The sequence below is a fragment of the Micromonospora sp. WMMD967 genome, assembly GCF_029626165.1.
In the GTDB taxonomy this organism is placed as follows: domain Bacteria; phylum Actinomycetota; class Actinomycetes; order Mycobacteriales; family Micromonosporaceae; genus Micromonospora; species Micromonospora taraxaci.
Genome location: NZ_JARUBK010000001.1, coordinates 3,702,863 through 3,728,640, shown reverse-complemented (window position 1 = coordinate 3,728,640; position 25,778 = coordinate 3,702,863). Strand labels below are relative to the sequence as shown.

At 68.2% G+C, this 25,778-nt stretch carries 24 protein-coding genes; 3 read left to right on the top strand and 21 right to left on the bottom strand.

The genetic code is table 11. From position 1 onward, the window contains the following. Positions 1–133 precede the first annotated feature (133 nt). The 13 genes from O7631_RS17395 to O7631_RS17335 all read right to left on the bottom strand — a co-directional run bounded on the left by O7631_RS17395 (position 134) and on the right by O7631_RS17335 (position 9,435). Entirely contained in the window at positions 134–637 is a 504-nt protein-coding gene (locus O7631_RS17395) for a hypothetical protein (RefSeq protein ID WP_278145140.1), read from the bottom strand. Continuing rightward, positions 630–1,172, bottom strand: a complete 543-nt coding sequence (locus O7631_RS17390) for a hypothetical protein (RefSeq protein ID WP_278145139.1) — start codon at positions 1,170–1,172, stop codon at positions 630–632. The genes O7631_RS17395 and O7631_RS17390 overlap by 8 nt, the downstream gene beginning before the upstream one ends. Next, a complete protein-coding gene (locus tag O7631_RS17385) occupies positions 1,169–2,284 on the bottom strand; it encodes a DNA-processing protein DprA (protein ID WP_278145138.1) in 1,116 nt (371 codons plus the stop codon). The genes O7631_RS17390 and O7631_RS17385 overlap by 4 nt, the downstream gene beginning before the upstream one ends. Positions 2,285–2,431: 147 nt before the next feature. Beyond that, complete coding sequence (locus O7631_RS17380; protein ID WP_167944793.1) at positions 2,432–2,593, bottom strand: hypothetical protein; 162 nt, start codon at positions 2,591–2,593, stop codon at positions 2,432–2,434. Between the two features lie 187 nt (positions 2,594–2,780). Further along, positions 2,781–3,929, bottom strand: coding sequence for a GGDEF domain-containing protein (locus tag O7631_RS17375; RefSeq protein WP_278145137.1), 1,149 nt, complete (start codon positions 3,927–3,929; stop codon positions 2,781–2,783). A 224-nt stretch (positions 3,930–4,153) separates the two neighbouring features. After that, positions 4,154–4,795, bottom strand: a complete 642-nt coding sequence (locus tag O7631_RS17370) for a hypothetical protein (protein ID WP_278145136.1) — start codon at positions 4,793–4,795, stop codon at positions 4,154–4,156. 91 nt (positions 4,796–4,886) lie between these two features. After that, positions 4,887–5,456, bottom strand: a complete 570-nt coding sequence (locus tag O7631_RS17365; protein WP_278145135.1) for a hypothetical protein — start codon at positions 5,454–5,456, stop codon at positions 4,887–4,889. Next, a complete protein-coding gene (locus O7631_RS17360) occupies positions 5,453–6,343 on the bottom strand; it encodes a hypothetical protein (RefSeq protein ID WP_278145134.1) in 891 nt (296 codons plus the stop codon). The genes O7631_RS17365 and O7631_RS17360 overlap by 4 nt, the downstream gene beginning before the upstream one ends. A 274-nt stretch (positions 6,344–6,617) precedes the next feature. Beyond that, complete coding sequence (locus tag O7631_RS17355) at positions 6,618–7,043, bottom strand: hypothetical protein (protein ID WP_278145133.1); 426 nt, start codon at positions 7,041–7,043, stop codon at positions 6,618–6,620. 225 nt (positions 7,044–7,268) lie between these two features. Beyond that, on the bottom strand, positions 7,269–7,940 hold the full coding sequence (locus tag O7631_RS17350) for a hypothetical protein (RefSeq protein WP_278145132.1): 672 nt from the start codon (positions 7,938–7,940) through the stop codon (positions 7,269–7,271). Between the two features lie 385 nt (positions 7,941–8,325). Next, positions 8,326–8,790 (bottom strand): transposase, encoded by a 465-nt coding sequence (locus O7631_RS17345; RefSeq protein WP_278145131.1) that lies wholly within the window; start codon positions 8,788–8,790, stop codon positions 8,326–8,328. Beyond that, positions 8,709–9,002 (bottom strand): transposase, encoded by a 294-nt coding sequence (locus O7631_RS17340; RefSeq protein WP_278145130.1) that lies wholly within the window; start codon positions 9,000–9,002, stop codon positions 8,709–8,711. The genes O7631_RS17345 and O7631_RS17340 overlap by 82 nt, the downstream gene beginning before the upstream one ends. A 217-nt stretch (positions 9,003–9,219) precedes the next feature. Next, positions 9,220–9,435, bottom strand: coding sequence for a hypothetical protein (locus O7631_RS17335; RefSeq protein ID WP_278145129.1), 216 nt, complete (start codon positions 9,433–9,435; stop codon positions 9,220–9,222). A gap of 129 nt (positions 9,436–9,564) precedes the next feature. Between O7631_RS17335 and O7631_RS17330 the strand changes: the two genes are divergently transcribed. Further along, a complete protein-coding gene (locus tag O7631_RS17330) occupies positions 9,565–13,881 on the top strand; it encodes an NACHT domain-containing protein (protein WP_278145128.1) in 4,317 nt (1,438 codons plus the stop codon). Then, positions 13,874–14,239, top strand: a complete 366-nt coding sequence (locus tag O7631_RS17325; RefSeq protein ID WP_278145127.1) for a hypothetical protein — start codon at positions 13,874–13,876, stop codon at positions 14,237–14,239. Before O7631_RS17330 ends, O7631_RS17325 begins: the two co-directional genes overlap by 8 nt. On the opposite strand, the gene def is transcribed toward O7631_RS17325, so the two are convergent. The 8 genes from def to O7631_RS17285 all read right to left on the bottom strand — a co-directional run bounded on the left by def (position 14,221) and on the right by O7631_RS17285 (position 24,226). Beyond that, entirely contained in the window at positions 14,221–14,748 is a 528-nt protein-coding gene (def, locus tag O7631_RS17320) for a peptide deformylase (protein WP_278145126.1), read from the bottom strand. The genes O7631_RS17325 and def overlap by 19 nt on opposite strands. Positions 14,749–15,052: 304 nt before the next feature. Beyond that, positions 15,053–16,000, bottom strand: coding sequence for a replication-relaxation family protein (locus O7631_RS17315; protein ID WP_278145125.1), 948 nt, complete (start codon positions 15,998–16,000; stop codon positions 15,053–15,055). A gap of 194 nt (positions 16,001–16,194) precedes the next feature. Then, the gene (locus tag O7631_RS17310) at positions 16,195–18,687 is read right to left on the bottom strand and encodes a DUF87 domain-containing protein (RefSeq protein WP_278145124.1); all 2,493 of its coding nucleotides are present in this window, start codon (positions 18,685–18,687) and stop codon (positions 16,195–16,197) included. Further along, the gene (locus O7631_RS17305; RefSeq protein WP_278147963.1) at positions 18,684–20,453 is read right to left on the bottom strand and encodes a conjugal transfer protein TraC; all 1,770 of its coding nucleotides are present in this window, start codon (positions 20,451–20,453) and stop codon (positions 18,684–18,686) included. The genes O7631_RS17310 and O7631_RS17305 overlap by 4 nt, the downstream gene beginning before the upstream one ends. Positions 20,454–20,497: 44 nt before the next feature. After that, positions 20,498–21,430 (bottom strand): PrgI family protein, encoded by a 933-nt coding sequence (locus O7631_RS17300; RefSeq protein ID WP_278145123.1) that lies wholly within the window; start codon positions 21,428–21,430, stop codon positions 20,498–20,500. Between the two features lie 42 nt (positions 21,431–21,472). Further along, the gene (locus O7631_RS17295) at positions 21,473–22,921 is read right to left on the bottom strand and encodes a hypothetical protein (RefSeq protein ID WP_278145122.1); all 1,449 of its coding nucleotides are present in this window, start codon (positions 22,919–22,921) and stop codon (positions 21,473–21,475) included. Positions 22,922–22,926: 5 nt separating this feature from the next. Next, positions 22,927–23,265: a pilin gene (locus O7631_RS17290; protein WP_278145121.1), complete on the bottom strand. Its 339-nt coding sequence runs from the start codon at positions 23,263–23,265 to the stop codon at positions 22,927–22,929. A gap of 307 nt (positions 23,266–23,572) precedes the next feature. Then, on the bottom strand, positions 23,573–24,226 hold the full coding sequence (locus O7631_RS17285) for a hypothetical protein (protein ID WP_278145120.1): 654 nt from the start codon (positions 24,224–24,226) through the stop codon (positions 23,573–23,575). 531 nt (positions 24,227–24,757) lie between these two features. Here O7631_RS17285 and O7631_RS17280 point away from each other — a divergent pair. Beyond that, positions 24,758–25,570 carry a hypothetical protein gene (locus O7631_RS17280; RefSeq protein ID WP_278145119.1) on the top strand — a complete coding sequence of 271 codons (813 nt, stop codon included), beginning with the start codon at positions 24,758–24,760 and terminating at the stop codon, positions 25,568–25,570. Positions 25,571–25,778: the final 208 nt, after the last annotated feature.

Genomic DNA, 25,778 nt, shown 5'->3' with positions numbered 1-25,778 from the left:
GCCGGGTGGCAGCGCCTGGTAGTGCGATGGCGCAACCGGGGCGGCATTCGGTTGAGCCAGTGGGGGGTTCGCGAGGTGCTCAGTAGGTCTTGGGTGTTCGGCTCGCGGTGCCTGCTGCGGGTGTTTCAGGCCGTCAGCGACGCCTGACTTCCTTGGCGCTCTCTAGGCGGAGCGCTTCCACGGCGGCGGTGACTGCCGCCTCGAGCGTGTCGAACGATGCAGCGCGCGCCCCGCCGTCGATGTAGAGCGGGAAGTCGACCCCGGTGATGCGGTTGTGGACGCGTACGTACCAGCCGAATTTGCCGTTGGGTGGGGACAGGTAGCTGGTGGCGTTGACAGCCGGTGCATCGATGGCGACGACGCACCGGGCACTGTTGGTCTGATGGCGGCGGGCGGCCCACCCTTCGGGAACGAGCCGTTGCGCCTCTGGCAGATGCTCGTTGACGAGGTCGACGGACTGGGCAATGTCCCGCTCGTTCTCCGCCGCGCGCCGACGATGTTCGTGATCGGCGAGGCTGACCCACGTGCCCGACTCTGCATCGATGACGAGGTACGTCTCGCAGGCTTCGCACCACGGCAGGCCGTGGCGCCGCAGTCTGCTGAGGGTCTGGCACCGCGAGCAGACGATGTCAGTCATGAAGGTGACCCTGCCCTTCGGCGACCTGCTCGATGACCGCGACCATCAGGGCAGCGACCTCCGCCGGGCTGGTGTGGTCCGGCACCGCGATGGTCCAGACGCCGTCGTACGGGCCAATATGGAACTCGCTCGTGTCGGCGACCGGCTCCCGGTGGTCGGGCCTTGCGAACCAGCCTGGTCCGGCGGTGACCGCCCAGCGGGCATCCCCGTGTTGGTCGGTGTGTTGGCTTCCGGCGTAGATGGTGGCGGTATTGCCGCCCGAGTGGTCGATGTGTGCGTGATGGCCGTGCCTTGCGATTTCGACGACCACGGCCTGCATGTCGAAGCGGGTGGGCTGCTGCCCGTCGTTGAAGGCGTCGCGTAGTTCGGCGAGCAGGCCGTTGTCGATCTGCTCCGGCAGCACGACCCTCTGGCTACGTCGGGCGGCCGCCCACAGTTCGTCGTCGGTAGGCAGCGGGGCGCCGTTCCTGGCGTTGGTTACGCCCGCTGCCCTGACGAACTCGAGCAGGTCGAGCCAGTCCGGAAAGGCGTTCATGTCGTCGTTCGCTCGGGTGAGCGTCGCTCGGCCAGGTGTCCGACGACGTCGGTGACGTCACGGACCAGACGCACCCGAGGCGTCTCGCGCAGCGCCTCGTGACAGCCGACGGAAAGGGCGGAGGTCACCGGACCCGGGACCGCCATCACAGGTCGGCCGAGGGCATCGGCCTGCGCCAGGACGGCCCGGGCGCCGCTGCGGAGGGCGGCCTCCACGAGCACGCATCCGCCGGTCATCGCCGCCAGGTAGGCCCCGTTGACGGCGATGCGGCTTCGGTACGGTGCGCTGCCGGGCGGCCAGGCGCTGATGAGAAAGACCCGCTCGAACAGCGCTGAATTGCCCTGCGGGTGGGGACGGTCGAGTCCAGCGGGATTGATCGCGACGGCCAGGTGGCCAGCCGTCAGTGCGCCGCGAAGCGCTGCGGCGTCGACGCCGTACCCACCGGTGTTGAGGATGGTCCACCCGTTCTCGGCGAGGCCGTGGCCGAGTTCTGCGGCGACATGCTGCCCGTAGCTGGTGGCCGCGCGGGCTCCGATTACCGCAACAGACTGGTGCAGCGTTTCTACGAGGGGCTGTGCGCCGCGAACCCACAGGCACGGCGGTGGGGCGGGCAGCCGGACATCGTCGTCGGTGGCGTCGCGATGCTGGTTCAGGTCCTCCAGCGCCGTGGGCCACTCCGCGTCCTGCGGGATGACGATCCGCGCACCGATCCGTTCGGTGTCGACAACGATCCTGGTGGCGACCTGCCGCAGACCGGCTGCACCCAACTGTTCGGCAGCTGCGGAACGTGCCTCAGCCTGCGGCAGGTGGCCGGTGATCAACCGGTGGAGGACCGCTTCCGGGCCCTCATCGTGAATCATCGTGTAGACGAGTCGGTCACCGACAATGGTCAGCCGGGCCAGGACAGCGCGGGCGATTCTTGGGTCGTCGATGGTGCTCATGTCAGCTTCTGTCTCCTTCCGGGTCACGGGATGCAGGGCTGGCGGCGCCAGACCATCCGTCCCCTGGGAAGTTGTTGGGCCTGGGCGCGGCACGTCGCCGCGCCCAGGCGCAGTCATCTCGGGATTGCCGGGGGTACGGCCGGCGGAGGTCTGGGTCGAGGGGCGCAGCATCGTCAGAGGCGGCAGGCGAATCAGCGCGAGCTCAACCTACGGAAGCGGGTGCCCTTCGAGGGCGCTCGGTCGCGGGAGTGTCGCGGCGACGCCCCTATACGGCTATCGGCGCGAGTGGCACGGTCGCCCTGCGCGAACTGGTCGGCGTCAGTGGCCCCCGAGCGAGCCGAGACCGGTCGCGGAGATGACGACCAGGGCAACGACGTGGAGGCTGACCAGGGCAAGGACGTGGACCGCGGGATGCAATCCACGGCGCAGACAACGCCGCAGGAAGCCGCTCTTGGTCTCGGGGGCGACGTGCTTGGGCATCAGCAGATTCCTCTCAGCTGGCCGCGCTTGCGGGCGAAACGCGACTGGGAAGGTCGGGGTCACGGACACCTGCGTCCGCAGCGGGACGGTCCGTAGTTCGGTTCGTTGACGGGCGGGCGGCGATCCAGCTCCGGAGCTGGCTCCCGTGGCACTCGGAGACACGGGAGGGCCCGGCTCTCCTGTCCGTTCACGAGTGCTCGCTGGCGGCGTCGACGGCCGCTGATATGCGCCGAGCCAGTCCCGCGTACTTGGCCATCTCCGCTTCCGCGACAGCAGCCGTACGGTCGAGTCCTTCGGCGGTGGGTGTGACGTCGATCGTCTCGACCGGTGCAGTGGATGCCGCGGAATCGCTCGGCTCGGCCTGAAGCACGGCCGCCCACCGGTCGTAGGCGAGCCAGAGGGCGTCCGCGATGGTGGCCACCTCGTCCAGCGAACAGACCAGCCTCGTCGTCGGGGCAGTGCCGTCGGTCGCCCGGGCAGTCGTGTCGCGGTCGGGCTCGACATCCCGGCGGCGCACCCGAGGTCGGGTGCCGTCGAGCTCCGGCACGCCGTCACGGTCGGCGTTGTAGATGAGCGTCTGGTTGCCCGCGCGCTTGGCGGTGAACATGGCAGCGTCGGCCTGGGCTAGGGCGTACCGGGCGTTACCACCGCCGCTAAGGGCGATGCCGACGCTGACCCGAAGTTGCATCCGCCGTCCTGCGACGATCGCTGGTCTAACGAGGGCCACGCGGATCGCGTCGCGCAGGGCCGTGGCGTCCGCGCGAGGCACGAGGATCATGAATTCATCGCCTCCGGTACGAGCAACCTGCGCCCCAGCGCTGACGGAGGCGGCGGCGTGGAGCAGGCGGACAGCGATGGCCTTCAGGTATTGATCGCCTGCGGCGTGTCCGCCATCGGCGTTGACTGCGTGGAGGCCGTCGGCGTCGGCGAAGGCGATGGTCAGCGGTGCAGCCACCGCGCTGGCGGCGGCAATGGCCCGCTCAGCGAGGGTCCGGTTGGGTAGTCCAGTGAGCGGGTCTGTTTGGGCCGCCAGGCGTTCTCGCCGCAGCTGCTCCTCAAGAGCGGCGCCAGCGGCAACTCGACGATCCAGTTCTTCCTCGCGGGCATGGGCCGCAGCGAGTCTCCGTTGTTGTCGGAGGAGCCGGGTCGTCGCGATGATGCCAACCGGAATCCAGCTCTGCATGGCGATGACGGCGATGAGCACCGCCACCGCGAGATGGCCGTACGCCGCCAGGAAGGCAACTGGCGCGGTCGCGAGGATCGCGACGATGGTGATCGTGGCCGTCGTGCGAAGCAGATCACCTCTGTCGGTGGATCGCGCATCGGATTTAGACATGGATGGGCTCCTTCATGGAGGAGCTCCGAGGGCGGGCCGCTGTCATAGGCGAGGCCCGCCCCCGGGCCTTGGGGTGGGTACCGGCCCTTGGTGGGCCTCGCCTGAGGAAGGCCAGCTCAGAAGAGCCGCCGCTCAGGGTGCCGCGCGGCGTGCCCGCACCTGCGGCCGCTGCTGCAGGTGCGAGAGCATTGGGCAGTCTCGTGACCGGATGTCGGCCACCGCTGTCAGTCGAGGTCGTCGAGGTCGATGTCCTCGTCGCTGACTTGGGCACCTTCGCGGCGCAGGTCGTACTCGTCGAAGTCCAGGTCCCCGCCACACAGGTTGGCGCGCAGTTCGTCCTCAGCGCGGTCGTAGGCGTCCTCCTCGTCGGTCGCGCGTACCCGGACGGTGACCGGGACGAGTAGCTCGACGCTGTATTCCACGGGAAGGGTGGTGATCCCCAGCCGTTCCAGGGCGTAGTTCGTGCCCGACAGGCAGATCTCACGGTTGTTGACGGCACGGGCCGCCCTGCGACGTACGTCATTGCTGAACTCGTCGCGAGCGTGTTGCCTGGCGATGGCCTCAGCCGCGGCGGCCTCGGCAGTCGTCCTGGCGGTAGCGACTGCCGCGGTGAGTAGGTGGTGGGCCGTCTCGTCGGTGGGCGTGGCGGGCATCGGCCCGTAGCCGGCGGCGAGGAGGGTCGCGACCCTGCTCAGCCACGCCGGTGTGTCGCCAGATCCATTCGTTGCCTGCCAGGCCGCAGCAAGCATCTCCTCGACGACGGCGGTGTGGATCATCAGGTCGGTGGCGGCCGGTCCGCTCTCCGGATCTGCAGCAGCCGAGGGTGCCGGGTTCTGGGCGTCGAGCAGCTCGACGGTGTCGGTCATGATCGTGTTACCTCCTCTGGCTGAGACAAAGAACGCCGCCCCTGTTGGGACGGCGACGAATCGTTCGGTTGGTCGGGGACGGCGATCGCGGTCACTCGTTGGTAACGGAGACGACCTCCACCTCGTCAGCGCTGAAGAGTGGCCGGCGGGGCAGCCGGGGCAACTCCTCGCTGAGTTCGCTGACGGCCAAGCGGACTGCCTCGTCGTCGTCGACCGCAGAGATGCAGAAGGTGATCGGCACGCGAAGGGTGACCACGTGGTCCGAGGGGATCGGCGGCAGGCCCCAATCGGCCAACGCCTCGCTGAGGCTCTCCTCGAAGTCGGGGTTCTCGCCGAGAGTGCCGAGCCCGGCTGTGCGTACGCCGAGTTGCAGCCGGCGCAGGCCGGTGCGGTGCTCGGCGGCCTCGTGGCGTGCGCGGTTGGCCCGTGCTCGGGCCTGAAGCAGATCCTCGATCAACCGGGCGTGACAGATGCTGCGGTCATCGCCGTTGGTGTGGTCGTGTTCGCAAGCGGCGACGGATCCGTCGCTGGCAGGGCTGCTGGCTGCGGCGAGGAAGGCGGTCAGCAGGTTATCGGGCATCGACTCGCCGGTAACCTCCCGCCAGGCCTGGGCGGCCGTGCAGCTGAGCCGCCCGATGTCCCCGGAGAACGCTTCGGTCATGGGTGCCTTCCCTTCGTCGACGCCCACGCTGGCGTACGGGCAGGAATGGAGGTAGAGGTCGGTGTCTCCGGCCAGGACGGCACCGGACGACGGAACACGGCGACAGCCTGGCCACCGGCTGCATTGGTAGTAGCGACCGCATGGACGTCGTTGTCGAACAGGTCCCGCTCCAGGGCTGCGAGATCGATGTAGCGCCGGGGCATTCCGAGGCGTTCCAGCGCCGCGGCCCAGCCGCGCTCGGCCAGGTGCTTCTCGGCGTAGTCCGAGCGGTTGGGGAAGAGGCCAACGAGGTCGGCAGTGAAAATCGCCGGCAGCTCATCGGCGGGTACGTCTGCATCGACGCCGCCACTCGCCGCGAGCCAGTCGCCGACCGCAGCCAATGGCAGCTGATGGGTTGAGGCGACCCGACGCATCGCGCACAGCACCGGCAGCGGCAGTCGGTGTGAGTCGCGGCCGTACCGGCCAAAGCCGTGCGCGTCGATGACCACCACCTCCGCTGCGGCCCTGACCGGAAGCACCCTTGCGATGCTCGTCTGGGCTGCGGCGAGGTCGCCGTCGAGGAGGACGGCTGCGGACGAGGTCAAGTCGTCGGCAGGCGCGATACGTACGGCCCCCTCCTGGCTCATCACCGACTGGACGACCGTGTCCTCGATCTCCGCCCGGGCATCGGCGAGCGCGACGAGCACCCATCGGGCAAGGTTGGACATGGCCTGCACCGCCATCCGCTGGTGCCGGGCCGACGCTCCGTCGAGTACGAGATCAGGGGTGACCACGGTGGCGCGGACCGTGCACCAGGCCACCGGAAGTTCGCCGGAATAGACCAGGTACGCGGGGGTTTTCTCGTCGATTACCCCAGCGGTCCGAGCCTCTATCGAGGCACCCAGCACCGCAGCCTGCGCCGGCGGCAGTGTGTCGACCTTCAGTGGTGGTGAGGTGCGGTACCGGTCCGCCAGGGCGACCCCGACCAGACTTCCGGCGTTGACGCTACGCAGTCGTTGGAATGCTCGGACAGCGTCCGCGACGGTGCTTCGCCTCATGCTCTCCCCCGGTAAAGCAAGGTGCCGAGGCGGCTGCCGGCAGCCAGCCTGACGCCAGGTCGTGGTGAGAGATCGCTGGACCGACGCGCAGTGAGCTCGTCGATGAGCGCCGTCGTCGGCCTCATCACCACAGCTCCGTTGCGGCGTGGGCGTCCACGAGCAGCGAGAACTGCCGGTCGGTGAGTCCGACCGGTTCCGCGTGACGACCGGCGCCGGTGAAGATGACCGGCCCGCACAGGTAGGGCGCGTCCCACGGGCCGAGGTATGGACGTCCGGTGGTCTCAAGGGCCATCTCAGTGGCCGTCCAGTTGGGGATGCCCCTGCCCTGCTGGTCGTCCTCGAGCCACATGACGGTGCATTCATCGAGCTGGACTCGGTAGGCGGCGCCGGTGGTGATGCGTGGGCCGAGCGGCAGCCCGCCGCCATCGGCAGGGGCCTCCAGGACGGTAAGCCGTCCGGACGGGCCGACCATCAGGTAGGTGGCCTCTTGTGCCGGGGCGGGCGCCGACTTACGGATGTCGAGTGGCGGCCGCATCGCGGTGATGGTCATCTTCTTTCTCCTCTGCTGTCGTGGGGTCGGTGACCCCGGGGCACGAAAACGGCCGGTCAGGCGAGTGCCCGGTCCGGCCGGGAGGTACGGCGGTTGGCAAGTCAGCCGGACCGATTGGCTGGGCGAGGGTCTCCCGTCGCTGTACCGGTCCGAGTCGCTTGCGGCTTGTCGTTGGTTCTGCTGGGATGCCAGGCCCGGGAGGTTGCGCCGCAGGCTGGACGGTTGCTAGGCGAGGGGCCAGGCGGCCATGGCGACAAGTTGCTCGTTCGGGCGCAGCCGGTCGACGTGGTCGTTGGCAGCGTGCAGATAGTCGAGCTGGTCGGTTAGCCGACCCGATCTGGGCGTGAGCCAGTTGGCGTCGGCGGCCAGGGCATCACCGGGCACGGCGGAGAGCGCCGCGAGGGTGCGGTAAGTGTTGAGGCCGGCCTGGAGGGCCTCGATGTCCGAGGTGGGAATCGGTTGCTGCCGGTAGGCGGCGTTGTAGGTGGTCATCGCGAGCACCCGAGGTTGGGCGAGGTAGGCCTGTTGGGCCCGGCTGAGCGGCCAGTGGGCCGGGGCGTCGCGGTGACGGTCGACGAAGACCGAGAACGGTTGGGCGTCGCGTGTGCCGTCGACGACGTCTCGCCATCGGTGCCACAGCCAGACAGCACTGGTGGCGGCGCGGGCACGCATGCCGGCCAGGTCAAGGAGACGGACCGGGCCGCCGGCGGCGTGGCCCTGGTAGCGGTGCAGGAGTTGGCGGGTCAGTCGGTGACGGGCGGCGAAGTGGCCAACAGGGCCGGCGGGATGGAGCTGTTGTGCAACGAGGTGGGTCGCCGCGAGGTCGGGCATGGACTGGGGTGTGGCGTTGGTGGGCAGGCAGACCACGATGGTGCGCACGACAGGGTGTGCGGGCATGGGCTCTTCCAGGCAGGGTACGGGGACACGGCCGAGGTGCGATCGCGTGAGAGCGCGCGGGAAGGCGACAGCGTCGACGGACAGGGAGGTGGGGTGCGGGGATCGCGGGGCTGGCGCCGGTTGAAGCTGCGGCGGGCGGGGATCCCGAGCGTGATGACGCGAGCGCGTCGAGGCGATACTGCCTGTACGGCAGGGCTGGCGCGGTGGTGCCTGTGTGGTGCGGGTGGGCGTGGGCGCCAGGGAGGAGGTGTCGCGGCCGACCGGCCAAAATGGCGGGTGGGCGGGTGCGGCTCCTGCCGTGACGAGCCAAGGCCCGAGGTGGTGCAGTGATGGGGGGTTCTATAGAAGAGAGTTCACGATATCCTGCCGACCCAACAGCAAATGATCATTGTTGGATCGCCTCAATGGTCAACTGTTGAGCACAAGTGTTGGGCCCTTCGATGACCGGCATCCATGGGATAGTCAATGGCGTTGGGCACCGCCCAACGCGTGGCCCTCGGTTGGGACCTACGCATGTTGAAGCCGACTGAACGAGGACTAAGTCGATCCCGCCGTTTTCCAGGTCCAGCGCGTAGTAAAGGGTCACGCCATAAACCTCGTCGGCAATCACCCACCCGAACGGTACACCCCCATCCATGACGGCGGCGATCATCTGCCGGGCCGGGGCCGGCTTCGTCGCGAACCCGACCTCGTCCGGCACGCTGGCAGCAAAGAGGTGGTCGGGCTGCTCGAACCAGGCCGTGTGCGGAAGGTAGAGCCGACGGTCGATCAGCGCCCGCCCGCGTGGACCTGGCCGTTCACCACCCGTCCCGCAATGCAGGTGTACTGCCGCTGAACCCCGACCGAGCACACGGCTTTCTTCAGAGCCCCCGGCTCGTCGGTGACCAGCACCGCCTGGGAATGGCCGAGCTGCTTGATCAGCCAGTCGCGTATACCGTCGCGGGCGCCGTCGGCGTCCCACACCGCTGTGCGCAGCAGCCGCTGCATCGCCTGCGGATCACCGTGGCCTGCCCGCTCCGCCAAGGACGAGCACATCTTGCGCCCGCCCGTCGAAACAGTCACCCGACGAAACCCATCGCGGTCGCAAGTGGTTACCCACGAACGAACCTGTCAGCTAGACACACCACCACTTCGTCCAGGATGGCCCGCCACCCAGAGGTCGACGTGTGGCACGCGGCCACCGCAAGACCTTTGGCCGTCCTCACAAACCATCGATGATCAAAGCGGTGGCCGTCTTCGTACCCGCGCCATATTTAAGAAGCCAAGTGACGTAGGAGTATTAGGCACTGCCCTTCTTGTTTCTTTTGAGGATTTTGTCCCACCAGAGCACCCGGTCGCCGGAGTTCTGGGGCACGAGGATCTGAGCGAGGGCCACGACGGTGGTGCACAACGCCGCGAACAAAGTGTAGGCGAGCAGCGCCTGCCAGGGAACGCCGACCAACCCGCCAAGCAGGGTACCGAGGGCCGTCAAACCGGCCATGCCGAGGATTCTCATAGGCACGACGATGGGCGAGGAGCAGTGCGCGAATGATGCATGCGGCCGATGCAAGTCGATGCGTTTCCGAGACTCCCACGCACATTCGGCCGAGGGGTCGAGTGCACGTTGATCTGCTATGTTCCGGCTATGTCACGTGTCGGCGAAAGCTACGCGGATCTGTCGGTGGCGATGACGTTGGTCACCGGCGGTAAGCCGGACGACCCCAAGGCCATCTTGCCGGCCTTGTCCGGATCACGGCGTTTCGCTATCGTACGGGATGCTCTTTCCGGGCTCGACCAGCTCACCCCCGCCGATGTCGACACGGCCGTGGTTCGCCTCCGGCGGGAGCTGCGCAAGCGGTTGCCCGCCTCGGCCGCCGACATTCCGGAAACGCTGGGCATCAAGTTTGAGCACGCACGGGTGCTCTTCTGCGTTCTTGGCAACATGACGATCAGCGAGGCGGTCAACGAGCTCCAACTGGGGATCGCCAAGAGCACCGCCAGCCGTTGGATGCAAGACGCCGCCTCGGCCCTAGTCGCGTGGATCAGTCGCTACGACGGACACCTTGCGCAGATCTCCGACCAGGCCGAGCTAGTTGGCTATTTGCAGCGGCTTCGTGACTACTGCTCCGAGCTGCCACCCTGGTTCCCGGACGACCTACGGTTCGCCGACATCCTGCAAGAAGTCACGGTCATCCCGCCTCTCGCCGACAACGCCCCTGATGGCCCAACGGCGAACCCCGGGCTGTCCGGGCTGGACCGTGAGACGACCGTCAATGGACCTCGTCGTTTAGCCTGGACGGCCGTTCTACAAGAGTTCCAACGCTTGGTCCTGGTCGGCGAGGCCGGCTCGGGCAAGAGCTGGGCGGTGAAGGGACGCGCCCTCGCTCTCGCCGAGGCCCGGCTTTCCGGCGAGACGGGGACGGCAATTCCGATATTGGTCCAGGCGGCGCAGCTTGAGGAGCTGCTGGAGCAGAGCCTGCCGCCGGGCGATAGCGACTCGCTGGCCGAGCGGATCGCCGCCGCCGTCCCGGGCGAGATCCTCGCCGACTCGGCCTACGTCCCGATGCTTGTCGAGCTACTTCGCGCGCAGGTGGCGATCGAAATCCTGGTCGATGGGTACGACGAGATCCGCCACGAACGCCCGCGACTTGCCCGCAACCTCGAGGAAATCATCCGACTGCTGCACCCTCGCCAGGGTCGGCTTGTACTGACCTCTCGCCCGGCTACGCTGCCACAGCATCAGTTCGCCAAACTCGCTGCGGTCTGCGAACTTCAGCCCTTCGCCGAACGCGAGCAGCGACAGTTCATCCGCTGCTGGTTCTCGACCCAGTCGGAGAAGGGCAGCGAGGTACTACGCTGGGTGACCGGTCACAATCCGGAGATTCTTCGAAAGCCGCTGTTGATCGCGCTCTTCTGCGCGGTGGCCGGCACCGAGGAACGGCCGCTGCCGCAGAGCGAGCACGACCTGTGGTCCCGGGCGCTGCGCCGACTTGCCAGCGAGGAGGACCGTTACGCCGAACTGCATCAGAGCAGCGAGATCGTCCGGCTAAGGCTACGCGCGCTGGAGGCAGCCGCGGGATTGTTCCGCACGGATGCCGGCCTGCTCGACAACCTGCGGGTTAGCCAGGTAACAGATGGACTGCGATCGCTTGCCGAGTGGGCGGATCTTGAACGCATCACCGCACACCACACCGTGATAGATGACCTGGTAGCGACGGGGATCGTTCGCCGGGTCGCCGGCCGGCACGAGGATGAGCTGTCGTTCCTGCACAGCTCGATTCGCGACTACCTGCTGGCTCACGAACTCGTCCGGGCCGGCAACTGGCAACAATACGTCCGGTTCCTTTGGTCACAACCCGAGTGGGCACCGGTCATCAGCCACATCGGCGCGCTATCTGATCGACCCGACGACGTCATCCTCGACCTCGAGACGTTCTTCCACGACGACCCGCTGAACGCCGCCCGATTCACCGCAGGCCAGATCGTCGTTGCCGCCGGCGATCGTGTGGGCACAATTCGCCGCGGCGCTGTTCGGGACGAGCTGCTGATCCTGCTCGGATCCGGCGATCCGATCGACCGCACCCGCAGCGTCCAACTACTGGCCGCGCTTCAAGACGACGAGACGTCGGCGATGGTGCGCCGGCTGGTCGACCCGGCGGTACCGACGCACGTGGTCACAGCGGCGCTGCGGACCATAGCCGGTGGCACGTCTGCCGCGTCTCGGGCCACACTGCTGGAATGCATCGGGTCCGACGAGTTCACCATCCCTGAACGCAAGGCCGCGGTGGACGCGCTGGCCGACACGGGTACGTCCGAGGCGCTGCGCGACCTGACGGCCCTAGCCGAGGACGAGGACGCCAATCCGTCCATCCGCGCGGCCGCCGCTTACTCCGCGCTCCGGCTATTTGACTCGACCGACGCCGCCCGCAGCCTGCTGGCCAGCACCGACGAGGCGTCGGAGGCGGCGCGCCGGCTGCTCGCCGAGCGGCTGGCCCAGGCGGAGCGAGCCGGGTCGTTTCCGCCAGGGCGGTTCGAGCAACTGTTTCCGGTCCAGGATCCTTACTGCAGAGCGATCCTGTTGAAATCGTCCTCGATGCAGACTTTGGCGCCGGCACTGATGGCAGCATTGCCGGCCAACCCGCGAGCCGAATGGCTCGCGGAGATGATCGAGGTGATCCGGCGCCGCCTCGGCGCCGACCCGCTGCTGGCCACCTGCGCGCGCTTCATGCTCGATCCGGCCCAATCACCCAGGAGTAGATTCCGCTTGGCAGTACTCGTTGAGAAAGCCCCGGAGAACTCGGCATCCGCGCTCTGGCACGCACTGACCAGTCAGGTCAGCACCGAGGACGAGATCGAGATCGCGCTATTCCTGCATCGCGAGCTTCGCGTGCTCCCAGAAGAAATCTGCGTCGAACTCCATCGGGCTATCGACGCCGACGAGCTGAGCCCGACCATTCGAAAGAAGATCCAAGACCTCGTAAACCCGACCGCCACGGCCAAGGCGTTGCCGGAAAGGACCGCGTTGCCGGCGACGGACGATGCGGATCCGCAGCTAGGAATCGACGAAGCCCTCCGGATCGAGGCTCCCTTGATCAGCATATATGCATACGTCCGATTCCTACGCCGGACCATTCCCGACGAGGGGTCTATCCGGGCCGAAGTGGCCTCGTTGACCCACGCGGTCTCCTGCCAGGTCGCCACCAGCTGGATTGACGCACAGCCGGCCGTAGCGCCACGGGTCGACGACCGCCTCTCCGCGTCTTCCCATCCGGAAGCCCGCGTCGAGCTGGCGCGGCTTCGCTCGCGCTGGCCGGGACGGCACGGGGAGGTCGCCTACAGTGCGCACACCTTTAGCCCTCAAGTGCTGGATGCCCGAGCCGAGGCGGCCCTGCTGACCGACGAACTCGACGAGGCGGCGACGCTCGCACTGGCCTCCGTCGGCGCGCGAGTGTCCGAACAGCTCGCGCCGACTCCGCTCGCCGGCACGGTGCTATTCGCCGCCGGCGCCGGACTCGGTCGTACGTACAGCACACTTAAGCAGGTTCAGGGTTATCTTCCCCGAGGACAGGACACTGCGGCTGACATCGCCGTCCTCCGAGCTTGGCTCCATGCGGCCACGCTGAACCTCAGGTCTGTGGCCCAGACGATCGAAGCTCTGCCGAGGCATGTAATCCGTACCGACGCCGAGATCGCCGGATTGCGGATGGCCACCGGGCTGGCCGGTCCAGAGGCATATGCGCACGTCATCTCGTGGTCGGGTTGCCTGCGATCAGCCGCGCTGCTAGCCGCTGTCGGCAAATTCCTCCCGCCACCGGGCCAGGACGAGAGAACCGGGACCGGGCCGCTCCGAGAACGACTCAAGGCCGCAGGAGATGTCGCCACCCTTCGCGCAGAGAACCTGGCTCGTGATTGGCCGGAAATCTTCGCCGCCTCACCGGCCCGGCTCGGAACTCCGAAGTGGACGGAAGTGCTGTTGAATGCGGCCCTCAAGGAGCTGAATGGCGGGCGCCCCGAAGTCGCTGCGGCGATCTACGAAGCAATAGTGGGAGAACGGCCGAGCAATCCTGCCCTCGTGAATAACCTGGGATTCTGCCAGGTACAACTGGACACGCAGACCGCGCTGTCAACTTTGGAACGAGCGGCGGGTCTCTTTATGCAGCCGTACGGGGTCAATGTCGCCAATCGCATGCTGTTACACCTGATGCACGGCAATCCCCTTGAAGCCGATCGCATCGGCGACGATTACTGGCGGAACGGAAAGATGGATGTCGTAACGGGCTACCTCTGGAACATCGACGAACCGTCTCGACTTGAGCGCAACGTCGACATCAAGCTCTACATCGCCGAGCTCGGTCGCCGGTCAGCGCTACAGCTGCACGACTACGATAAGGTTGACGTCTGGGCGAGCCGGATCACGCTGCACAGCAAGTCTACAGAGCAGGACGTGGACGACGTTGACTGACAACCTGCTGCCATCCCCCGCCGAGGTCCGATGCCGGATCTCACTGGATCTGGCGATGCAGATCCGCATGCTGGCCGCCGACGCCGGCGCCGTCAACCTCGACGAGGCGAAGCTGGCCGAGCAGGCCAGCCAGGTCCGCGATCAAGATGTCGTCGGCCGGTTGCACGAGGTGCTACCGCGGGCAGAGATCGACCGTGATTCCAGCGACCACGGCATTGCCATCGAGAGTCTGACGGCGCGGCTACCGTTCGTGTTCGCGATCTGGGTCTACCAGTCGGCACTTACCGCCGACGCGCTCCGTCCGATGATCATCCGTTTCGCCGAGGGTCAGCGCCCCCGTCAAGAGAGTACGGGGTAGGGCCGATCCGGCAAGAGGTCTAGCGGCACCTCCGCTCTCGCAAGCATCCGGTACACCGAATCCCGCCGGTCACCGGTCAGCCGTTGCACGTACTCCAGCCCATCGAGGTGGTCCAGCTCGTGCTGGACCACGCGAGCCAGCATCTCGTCGGCCTCGATCACCGTGCGGGTGCCATCCAGCAGATCCGCCCGTACGGTGATCTGCTTCGGACGATCCACCTCGACCCGACTGCCCGGCACCTGCAACGACAGACAGCCCTCCATTCGGCTGTCCCATCCAGCGGACGCCAGCACGACCGGGTTCAGAAGGACCTGCGGGGCCGAGTCTCGAAGGTTGTGCACGAAGAGCCGGATCGGCGCACCCACCTGATTTGCCGCCAGGCCGATGCCGTTCGCAACCACCATCGTCCGAATCATCCGATCGGCCAGCGGCCTGAGAAGGTCTCCATCCCCGTCGTACCGCATTGCTGGAGCGTGCAGCACGGGGGTACCGACGGGAACGACACCCATCTTGCCGAGGCTGGATGTAGCGTCCTCGGGCCAGAGTTCCGTGGGCGGCATGGTGGTCTCTGCCAGCGGCGCCGACGCCGGACGATGGAGCAGTTCACGCCCGTGGCCCTGCCTGGAGCTACGGGAGTGAAAGCGCCGGCCACAGGCGCAAGTCTCCGCGTATTCCAGCAGTTGAGCCGTCCCCGAAAAGATCCAGTATCGGTTGACCGGCCGGCAGGGCTGGCGCCCTGACAGCTCCGGACAGATCGCGTGGGATCGCTGGGACGGTGATGTCTGTCGTCTCGGACGAGCCATACCTCAAAGGTTATCCGTTCGCTCGTCCGCGCAGTTCGTAGAGCGGATCCTCGGACGGGCGTGGTGGGCCGGGATTGAGTGGGCCAGGTTCGTCCTCGATGGTGGGTAGGTAGGCCAGGCTCAGCCGGTGTCCCCCATTGCCCACGAGCCGCCATACCGGTCCGGCCGGGCTGTGTCCGTTGATCCGGTCCCGGGCGCAGGTGGCGATGGTGAGTGTGGCCAAGGCGTCGGCGACACGGTGATCGTGACGGGCGGCGTCGGCGAGCTTGGTGTGGAAGTTGCGCTCGCGTTCCCTACTCGGCAGGGAGAACAGCAGAATGTGGCCGGGTCCGCCGTCCATCCGTAGGCGCCGGTACGGGTCCAGCTTCTCGCGTAGGCGTGGGTGGTCTTCGGTGGCACGGTCGTACTCGAGCCAGAAGCCGACGCTGCTGCGGCCGTTGGTCCAGACACCGTGTGCGTCGGGGCGTACCCGTTGGCCGAAGACGGCGGCTGTCTGCTGCTCGGACCACCAGCGGGTCAGCCGTACCTCGGGATGACCGCGCCCGTGGGCAAGGAGGTCGATGAAGAACTGGTTGGTCTCGATGGTGTGTTGCCGGATCCGGTTGGACAGCACCGAGTCCGCGGCGAGTGCGACGGCTTTCGGGGTGGGCGGGGTGTCACCGCGGGCGAGGGCCACGAAGCGGGCGGAGAGCCGGCCGGGCACCCAGTACACCTGAGCAGGTTGGCCGGGGTGGGAGCGCAGGACACGGTCGATGAAGTCGAGCCGTCGCAGGGTGTAGAGGCGATGGGCGCAGGTGACCGGCGAGTCGAACAGGACTGAGGTGATCTGGTCGGTGGTGAGGGAGGTGTGGTCGGAGAGCAGGAAGGCGATCACCCGATCGCGAGGGCGGAGGCGGGCCGAGACGTCGGAGAGCGTGGTCGTGGAGCGACGGAGGGTGGATCGGGATCGGGGGGTCACGGCGCACCCCCCGATTGAAGGATGTCCCCCCGGTGGGACTGTCGGGACGGCTGATCATGACTCATGTACGTCTCCTAGCTGCGCTGTTGGGTCAGCAGCGACGGATTGCGGGCTGTTCGCAGCGACCATGTCCGGGCCGGACCGCCGACCAGGGTGCGAACCCACTCCGGTGTATGGAGCGGAATGTTCCGGCGTCAGTCGCTGCGACGGGATGTCTTGCCTCGATCGCTGCCGGCGAGGCGCTTGGCGAGCTGCTCGATGGCGGTCGGGTCTGTCGCGTTGCCGCTGGCAGCGGCACAGGCTGCCCGGATGTGTGTGGCGGCGCCGACCACGGGGCGGGGTGCCCGGGTGTGCAGGGTGAACGCTGCGGTCTCCCGATTGCCGATGACCAGCCGCGCGGCGGCCTGGTAGGCGTCCAGATGGCTCAGATCGTGTTCGGACAGTTCGGGGAACATGTGCCGGGCCATCTGGTGCGCATCCTCGGGCGCCACGTTGAAGGTGATCTTGTTGCGGGCGTTCGCGCTCAGGGCGAGCTGGGTGGGTCGTGGCAGTTGAGCGAGGTCCTGGTGGGCCAGCACCAGGCTCATGCGGTAGCCGCGGGCTTCGGCGAGCATGTCGTCCACCGAGCCGGGCAGATTCAGGAAGTTGTGGCACTCGTCGACGAATACGGTGCAGTCGCGTCGTTTGTCTTCCGGCAGGCTCGCGCGGGCGGTGGCGGCCTGCCAGGCGCGAGCCAACACGAAGGAGCCCATCAACCGCGAGGTGTCCTCGCCGAGTTGCCCCTTGGGGAGGCGGGCGAGCAGGATGCCGCCGTTGTCGAGCAGTTCCCCCATGTCGAATGACGAGCGGGGCGTGCCAAGGGTGCGGCGTGGGAAGTCCCGCAGCAGGAACGCTCTCAGCCGGGCCATGACAGGTCCGATGACCTGCGCTCGCACCGGCGGCGGCATGGACTCGTACCAACTCCAGTAGCCGAGCAGGCCTTCTGGATCGTCGAGGCCGTCGGTGAAGGCCATCCGGAACTGACGGTCGTTGAGCAGCGGTGGCACTAGCGCGAGCGTGGCGTGTGCCTTGCGCATCAGGGTGAGGCAGGCGACTCGCAGGGTGTCGTCGATGCGAGGTCCCCAGTGTCTTTGGAAGATCTTGCTGAAGATGGAGACGACGTTGTCGACGGCGAGGTCGTGGTCGTCTCCCGAGAGCGGGTTGAAGTAGCCGCCCTGGTCCTGTTCGGGATCGATGAGGACGACCCGGTCGGAGACATTCTCCGGCAGCCGGTCCAGGACGTCGGTGACGAGGTCTCCCTTGGGATCGATGACCACGACACCGCGGTGGGCGGCCACGTCGTCGAGGATCATGTTGACCAGGAAGGTCGACTTGCCGACGCCGGTGGAGCCGAGGACGTGTAGGTGCTGGCGGGCGTCGACGACGGGCAGCCCTACGGCGTGACCGCCGATCTCGGCGTGTCCGAGTTGTTTGACACCGCGTCCGCCGGCGGGGACCTCGACCGGCGCTGGCATGGGCTTCGCGCGAGCGCGTCGGAGGCCGGGTACGGCCAGGTCGGTAGGTAGGGCCGCGAGGGCGGCGAGTTCACCGGCTCCGAGCAGGTACCCGGAACGCAGTGGTCGAGCGGACAGCACTGCGGCGGGCTGCGTGAGCCGGACGCGGCGCAGTCGTTGGCGGGCGGTGTAGACGCCGTAGGCGGAGGCGACGCCGTGGGCGAGGGTCTTCAGTCGGGCTCGCAGATTCTCTTCTGCCACCTTCCGGGGGTTGGTGTGGGCGACGCCGTAGCGGATCGAGGTCTCCCACAGCTGCCCAACTGCGAGTTTGTCCACTGCGGCGCGGGCGTCGCGATCGCGTTCCGGATCTGTCGGTACCGACCGGGTGGCGGCGACCCGAGTGGCCGCGGAGGCCCGCCCGGGCCCGGGCACGATCAGTTCGAGCAGTCCGCAGATCCAGGCTGTGGGGTCGAGTAGCCCTCGTGCGGGCTGGCCGGTGCGGAGCGCCCCGGTACCGGCGCGGAGCCGACGGATCTGCCGGGGTGTGGCTGGGCGGGTGAGTACCTGCACGCAGGCGTACTCGGGATCCTGCAGCCCGGACAGCGCGGAGATCAGTGGTCGCAGGGGGTCGCTGTCGTGGTCGGTGACGATCGGGTACCAGGCGGCGAGGGTGGGGACCAAGGCGCCGCCTTCGTCGAGAGTCGCAAGGGGTATCGGTGCGGTGGCGTCATTGACGGCGGCGGTGGCGCCCGGCCAGGCGCCGGTGACGGCGGCGAGGACCGGTCCGGTGGGCACTGTGCCGGGCAACCAGATGTTGATGGTCAACTGCCGGCCGGCCCATCGGTATTCGAAAGCGACGTGTGGGGTGCCGTGGATCAGGCGTCGCCATCCGGCGGGGCGGAGGATCTCTGCGCAGGTCGCCCACCAGCGTGCGGCGCTGTCTGGATCGACTTCCGGTGGTGGGGTGATGACGACCTGGTGGGCGTGACGCAGTAGCCGCCGGTGCCGCCACACGTGCAGTTGCCCTCGGGCGATCAGAACGACGAGCCCGAGGACGGCGGCGACGATGGCGAGCCACGGACGGTCGGTCACCCACCGGAGTACGTTCACGATGGCGTCCGCGATCGGGGTGGACGGCACCGGCGGAGGCACGAAGGGCGACGGCGGCGGTGTGGATGGGGCGAGCGCTGTCACGGTGTCTGCCTGTCGAAGTCGCCCGTGACGCAGAGTTCGTGTTCGCGTTCGGAGGACACGGCGTGGGCGCCTACCCGGTTGGCACCTGCCAGGAGGAGGCTCTCCCCGCGTTGCGCTGACAGCAGCATCCGCGCCTCTCCCCCGGTCAGGTTGAAGCTGTCGGCGACGGCGGCGATGGCCTGCGGGGCTTGGCGCATGAGGAGCTGGGTCGCGGAGTTCGCGACGACGGCCTGTCCGAGTTCGGAACCCAGCAGGTCTGCGGCGTCCTGTGTCACCACGGACACCCCGGCCCGCCGTTTGCGGGCGGCCTTTGCCAGCCGGTTGAGGAATCGGACGCCTTCGCCGTCGCGCAGCAGGGTCCAGGCCTCGTCGACGATGACGAGGCGGCGTGGGTCGGCGGTCGGACCGTCGGCGGTTGGGGCGTCGACTGTGCGCCAGATCGCGTCGAGGGCGAGGAGCATCCCGGGTGCGCGGAGTTCGTCGGCGAGCTGTCGGGTGGACCAGACCACCAGGTGCCCGGTGGGGCCGGTGGTGGTGGGTCCGTCGAAGAGGTGGTTGAAGCTGCCGGTGGTCCAGGGTGAGAGGCGGGCGGAAAGGGTGAGCGCCGGTGGTGTGGCGTCGGCCTCCAGTGCCGCGGCGACGTCGCGTAGCAGCGGAGCCGGGCGAGCCCAGGTGGTCGGGTCGTTGGTGATGCCGGCGGCAAGGTACGCGGTGTTGACTGCCCGGTCGAGGGCGCCCCGCTCGGTGGGTGCCATCGCGCTGTCGTGGCCGCTGGCACCGAGTAGGACGTTGATCAGTGTGTGCACGAACAGGGCTCGCCGGTTGCGGGCGTCGGGTCGGTTGTCGTCGACGGCGATGTCCAACGGGTTGAGCCGGAAGTCGGGTGCGCCGAGTTGGATGACGGTGCCGCCGACCGCTTCGGCGAGCCGCAGGTATTCGTCTTCGGGGTCGATGACGTTGACCTGCACTCCGTCGTAGAGCGAGCGCAGGGTTTCGAGCTTGATGAAGTACGACTTACCGGCGCCTGATCGGGCGAGTACGACGCTGTTGTGGTTGTCGGCGGCCCAGCGGTCGTGCCAGATGATGCCGTTGGTGGCGGTGTTGACCCCGTAGAGCACCCCGGAGGCGCTGGGCGGGTCGCCGGGCAACGGGGCGGGCAGATCCGCGGAGGCCAGGGGCATCGCTGCGGCGAGGGCGTCGGTGTCGAAGACCCGCCGCATGCCGATGCTGTCTACGCCCACCGGCAGGGTCGACGTCCAGGCCGGTAGTTGCCGCCAGGTGGCTGGGACGGTGTCGAGCATGACCGAGGCGGCGGTGGCCCGTACGTGGGCGACGGACTCGGTCAACTCGTCCAGGTTGAGGGCGTGCACGGTGACGTAGTGGCCGACCCGGAACAGGCGGCTCGCGCCGCGGGCGACCCGGTCTGCCAGCTCGGCGGCGTCTGCGGCGGCAGCCTCGGTGCTGGGGTCGTCGAGGCGTCCGTGTTGGGCGTCGGCGCGCCGGGAGGATTCCAGTCGGGCGCGTTGGCGGCGCAGCCGGGATGCGGCGACCTGCGGGGCGAGCGGTTCGATGTGGATGACGACGTCGGCACGGCCGGGCCAGCCGGTCAGTGGGAGCAGCCAGCCGGCGCCGACCTCCGCCGGGTAGCCGTTGACGATCAACGTCGAGGCGTACCCCTCGCCGATCTTGAGGTATCGGGGGGTGACTTCCACGCTGGCCGGGCCGATCAGGGTGGCGAGGGTGTCGGCCTCCGCCGACGGGGGGATCGCCGGGCGGGCAGGCCGACGAGGATGAAGCAGTCGCAGCAGGTTCACGACGGCTCCTCGGTGGTGATGGGCTCGTCAGGTAGTGCCCGTTCGCCGGGCACGGGCAGGGTGTAGGGGTCGACGGCTGCGGCCAGCACCGCGCAGACGGCCGGGCCATCCAGTACGCGGGTGGTGGCGCCCAGGCTCTGCAAGGCGCCAGCGGTGTGCTCGGCGGCGCGCAATACGTCCTGGTCGCGGCGGGCGCCGGTTGCGGTATGGACGATGGTGACGGTGCGCCACAGTGGCTGCCGCTCGTCTTCCAGATCGAGGAGGAATTCGGCGTAGTCCGCTGCGGCGTCGGCGAGCGCGGCGTTGGGCAGCAGGTCCGCGGCGTCGGCGATGCGCTGCGCGTGCCCGGCCAGGTCGACGCGTTGGGTGGAGACCACGATCTGCACCGGGGCTGTCAGGCTGTTGAGCCACCGCGCGTAGGCGCCGACCAGGGCGGCCTGCTCCGCTGGGGTGCGGAGTCCGAGGTTGACGGTGCTGACGGCGACCAGCGCGGCGCTGGTACCGCCGAGGTCGACCACTCCGTTGGTGGCGATCGACCGCGCCGGTAGGCGCAGTGGCGTCGGCGGGGTCAGCTCCCCCTCTGCGCTGCTGGGGACCGGCGCCCACCGCGGCGTCTTGAGCACCCCGCCGGGTGCGGGAACCTGCCGTCGTGGGGTGCGGGAGCCGCGAACCGCGGCGAGCAGCCAGGCGTCCAGGCTCAATCCGTCGCGGCGGCCCAACGCGAGGACGGTTGCGGTGCCGAGTAATGGGACGAGACCGCCGAGCAGGACCGGCATCGGCAGAACATCGAGCAGAGTCCGAAACAGCAGGTAGGCGATGGCCACGGCGGTGGCCAGGATGGCGACCTGCCGGGTGGTCAGGTTGAACAGCAGGCGATCGGGGGTTTCGACGTCGGCGGGGATCCTGGCACGAAGATCGACATCAGACATGGGGTCTCCTCAGGCAATGGGTTGGGTCTGGGGCGTGGGGTGTCAGGCAGGCAAGCCGTTACCGGTGCTGTTGCGTCGGGCCGACGGTCGGGAGGATGGAGTCGGCGGCAGAGGGCTGGTGGCTTGCGATCGCGCTGCCGCTGACGCGCGGGCGGTGCGCGGGCCGTATGCCGTCGTCGACGGCCAGCCCGTACCGCTCGGGGTGTGTGCTGACGCCGGACCTGGCCCGATCGATGACGGCGTTGCTCCGGACCCGTGCGGTGGCCGACTCGTCCCGCGCATGCCCTGGTCCGGCGAGTCCGTCGGCCAGCCGGTGCCGGAGTCGGTGTAGGCCCACCACCGACGCCAGCGGGGCATGCGTTGGGGCATCGCGGTGGCCGGGGTCCGCCCGGACGGAACCTGCGGTAGAGCACGCTCCGCAGGGGCCGGTGCCGCCGTCGGCGCGGTTCTGCGCGGAACCGGTCCCGGCCGTGGTCCGCCGCCAGTCGGTCTCGGCAACGATGGGCTGGTCCCCGGTCCCCCGGGGCCAGTCTGGCGGGCGGCCACCCGCCCCGCCGACAGGCTGGCCTGTCGACCACCGCGCCACAGGCCCCCGGTCAGGGCCCGACTGACCTGCTGGACGATCGCGACGCGGATGAACGCGCCGACGACGTTGTTGGACTGACCCCCGGTGACATAGCGGCGCATCAGGGCGGGGATCTTCACCACTGCCAACAGCAGGCAGCAGATGATGAACAGGTTGAACGTGCCGGTTGGGTCGTTGGGCAGGCCGAGGGCGGGCAGGTTCGCCGTCGGACTGAGGAAGACGGTCAGCGCGGTGTGCAGGGCGAGGGCTTGGGCGATGACGGTGGCCAGGGCACCGATGAAGGCCCGCCACCACAGCTTCGCCGCGGGTTCCGTCCACGGTGTGGCGTGACAGGCCAATGCCACCGGTGCGATGCCGACGAGGATCACCAGCAGGCCGAGTCGCAGGATCCAGCCAACCATGATCATTGCGACGAGAGTGGCGATGGCGATCCCGATGATCAGTGTGAGAAGCGCGTTGGCGGGGTTGGTGAGGGCGTCAACGACGGTGCGTTTCATCTGGGCGAGGGAGCCGTCGGTGGCCACGGAGTCACTGGTGAGCGCCTGGGTGAGCGCGTTGCCCAGTTCGATGAGCCCCTTCGACAGCGGCGTCGCGAAGTTGGCTGCGATGAAGCCGATGACCAGGCGCGGCGCCAGCTCACCGACGCCGTAGCGTGCCTGCACGCTGTCTCGACCCATGATCACGATGCCGCAGGCGATGATCGCCAGCACGAAGCAGGTGTTCACGATCATCAGGGCTCGGGCGCTGATCGTCTGGACCTGCGGCAGCCCAGTGACGTCGGGTACGACGAGGAACGCCGAGGACAGCAACGACCACAGGGCGTCGATGATGTCCGCGACCCGCTGTGCCAGCCAGGTGAGGATCTCGTCCAGCAGGGTTCCGACTCCGACGATGTCCCAGAACATCGGGGTCAGGTTCCCAGGATGCCGCGAAGGATGGTCAGCAGCACCGGGGCCAGCACGGCGAGCGCGTAGCCCGTCGCTGCGCCCTTGAGTGCGCCCTTGGCCTTCTCCACCTGCCCGGGGTCGCCGCCGGCCATCAGGTACAGCGCCCCACCGTAGGTGAGGAACAGGGTGGCGACGCCGACGAGGATGCCGACGATCCAGACGACCAGGTTGTTGATGACGGTCGGGAGGTTGTTGACGGCGAGCAGGTCCGGCGCTCCGGCGATGGCCTGCGCGGTCAGGCCGAGCAGGACACTGGCGTTGGTCGTAGTGGATAGGGACAGTCGGTTCAGGATGCGGCGCATCGGTGGTCACCTCCCGCCCCACCTCTCGGTGGGGCGTGCTCGAAAGCGGTTGGGAGGCGCCGCCCGTACGAGCGGGGACCGTGGAAGCACTGCTCCTTCCACACCGGGTTCGGTTTCGTGGTGAGCACGGACCTGGAGCCGGACCGAGTCACCACCCGTACCGGGCGGCGCCCGAGACCGCTCGCGCACCCCGGCTGGCGTGTCGGAGGGGTGATCGGTCTCGTGACCGCCAAGAGCCCGTGTTGGGCCCGATTTCCCGGGGCTGACCGGCCAACGCTGGCCAACCGTCGCCCAACGGATCGCCTGGTCACTGGCCGGGCCACGCCCGCAGGGACGTGCGGCGAACCGGCTTGGCCGGACGGGTACGCAGCCTGACGTGGGCCAGTTCCCCGGCGCGGATGGCGTCGACCAGCCTCGACTCAGCCCGGTCGCGCCAGTGCGAGGCCAACTGTCCCGCGATGCCCCACCGGGCCGCCGCCGCTTGCACCGATGCGCCTTCCAGCCGCGTCTCGGCGATGATGTTGGCGTCGTCGGCGTCGATCACCCCGATCGCCACCGCGCGGGCCAGAACGAACTCCGGGTGATCCCACGGCTGCAGTGGAGTACGCGGCCCCGGCGGCTCACTGTCGAAGGGTTCGGTGGTGACGTCGGCGTATCGCACTTTCAGGCCCGCCCGCCCGGCAGCGTCGAGCATGCGCGGGAGGATCCGCGGCTGGTCGACGTCCACCCTGCGCATCAGGCGGTCCCAGAAGGTCCCCAGAATCTCCGCGTCGATATCGTCGCTGTCGCCCCGGTAACCCCGCGCCAGCCCGCCGGCCAAGGCCCGCAGGCCGGGCATCGCGAGGCCGACCGACCCCAACCCCCAGCCGGGGCCGTCTTGGCGCGACCGGACGACCAGTTCCCGCCAAATCAGGTCGCGGACCCCTCGCGAGGTATCCCGGTCGAGGAGGAACCGCTTCAACTCGTTCAGAGACATCGGGCGGTCCGGGCAGCCGGCGAACCGGCAGCCGTCGAACTGGAGAGTCGTAGGCGGGTGGACGAGCAGGTCGAAAGCGCGCTGGGCGGAGTCCAGCGGAGACTCGGGCCACTCGGAGAAGGAAGGCATCGCAATACTCCCGGTGTGTGGCGGGCTGCCGCCGGCGGCGGTAGCTCTCGATGCACATCCACACACGCGCACCCAACGCGACCTGGAGTTCGCCGATGCGCCACGGCTTCAGAAATCGGCGCCCGCACGCTTGTTGTCCGCAGGCCAGAACGCCGGGACGCCTGTTGGCCAACAGGACGTCGTACTTCGCGGGACCCCCTACGGAGATCACCAACAGGTCCTGTTTCGGCAGTTCAATAGTGCTGTTGGCTGGCGTTGGGTAGAAACTTTGCCAACGGGGTGCGTCCGGCTTTTCGTCTGCCCGTCCGCCGCGAGGTGGCACCGTACGGACCGAGTTGGCACCGTCCGGCTCGAGGCGGTCCAGTGTCGTAGGCGAGTATCGGATCTGTGGAGATCGTGGAGCAGTTCGTGCTGGGCAAGTCCGGCGATCCGCAAGTCTGCGAGGACTCAATCGTGGTGACCGCCGAGCATGTGGCGGTCATTGACGGCGCTACGGATGTGAGTGGCCGGCGCTACGGGAGCGCGGCGGGTGGATGGTGGGCTATGGCGGCTTGCCGGGACGTCCTGCAGCAGCTGCCGCACGACGTTGACTCGCATCGGGCGGTTGCGGCCATGACCTCGGAACTGGCGACCCGCCTCGACTCTGGGCTGACAGCAGCCGAGCGGCCGAGCGCGGCGGTCACCGTCTTTTCGCGAGCGCGTCGGGAGATCTGGCAGATCGGTGACGTCGGATTCTCCTATCGCGGACTCCCCGCGTCGGTCGGGCAGCCACGCAAACGTGTCGACCGCGTCGCTGCGTCGTTCCGGGCTGCGGTTCTCGCTGCGGAGGCCGCTGCCGGGACAATCAGCATGGATCGGGTGGTGGAAGCGGACCCAGGGCGGCTCGCGGCGCGAGCTCTGACCGGGCGGCAGGGTGCCATGCGCAACACCGTCGGGCCATATGGGTACGCCGCGATCGATGGGCGGCCCGTTCCTCCGTCGTTGGTGGTAGTGCATCCGGTGCCCGACGGCATCGACGAACTGGTGATTGCCAGCGACGGATATCCGGTCATCGGCGAGACACTGGCCACGTCCGAGTCAGAGCTTGCCTTGCTCCTGGCGAAAGACCCCTGGTGCGTAGCGGAGCTCGCCGGTACCAAGGCGATCTTGCCGGGACAAGTGAGCTTCGATGACCGGGCCTACCTACGTATTCGCCTCTGATCCAGCCGGGATCAGGTCGAACAACGGCAACCAGACCCGTCGCCGAAAGTGCCGCTTAGACCCGGACAAGCAACCTCGATCTTGTCCGGGCGCACCTGGAACGACCGCAGCTCAGCGCTCACCACCAGATGCCACCTCTCTACCCGGACGGGACACCACCACTGAGATCGGCGCGGCCCCCGCAGACTCTCTGCCGCGACAATCTCCT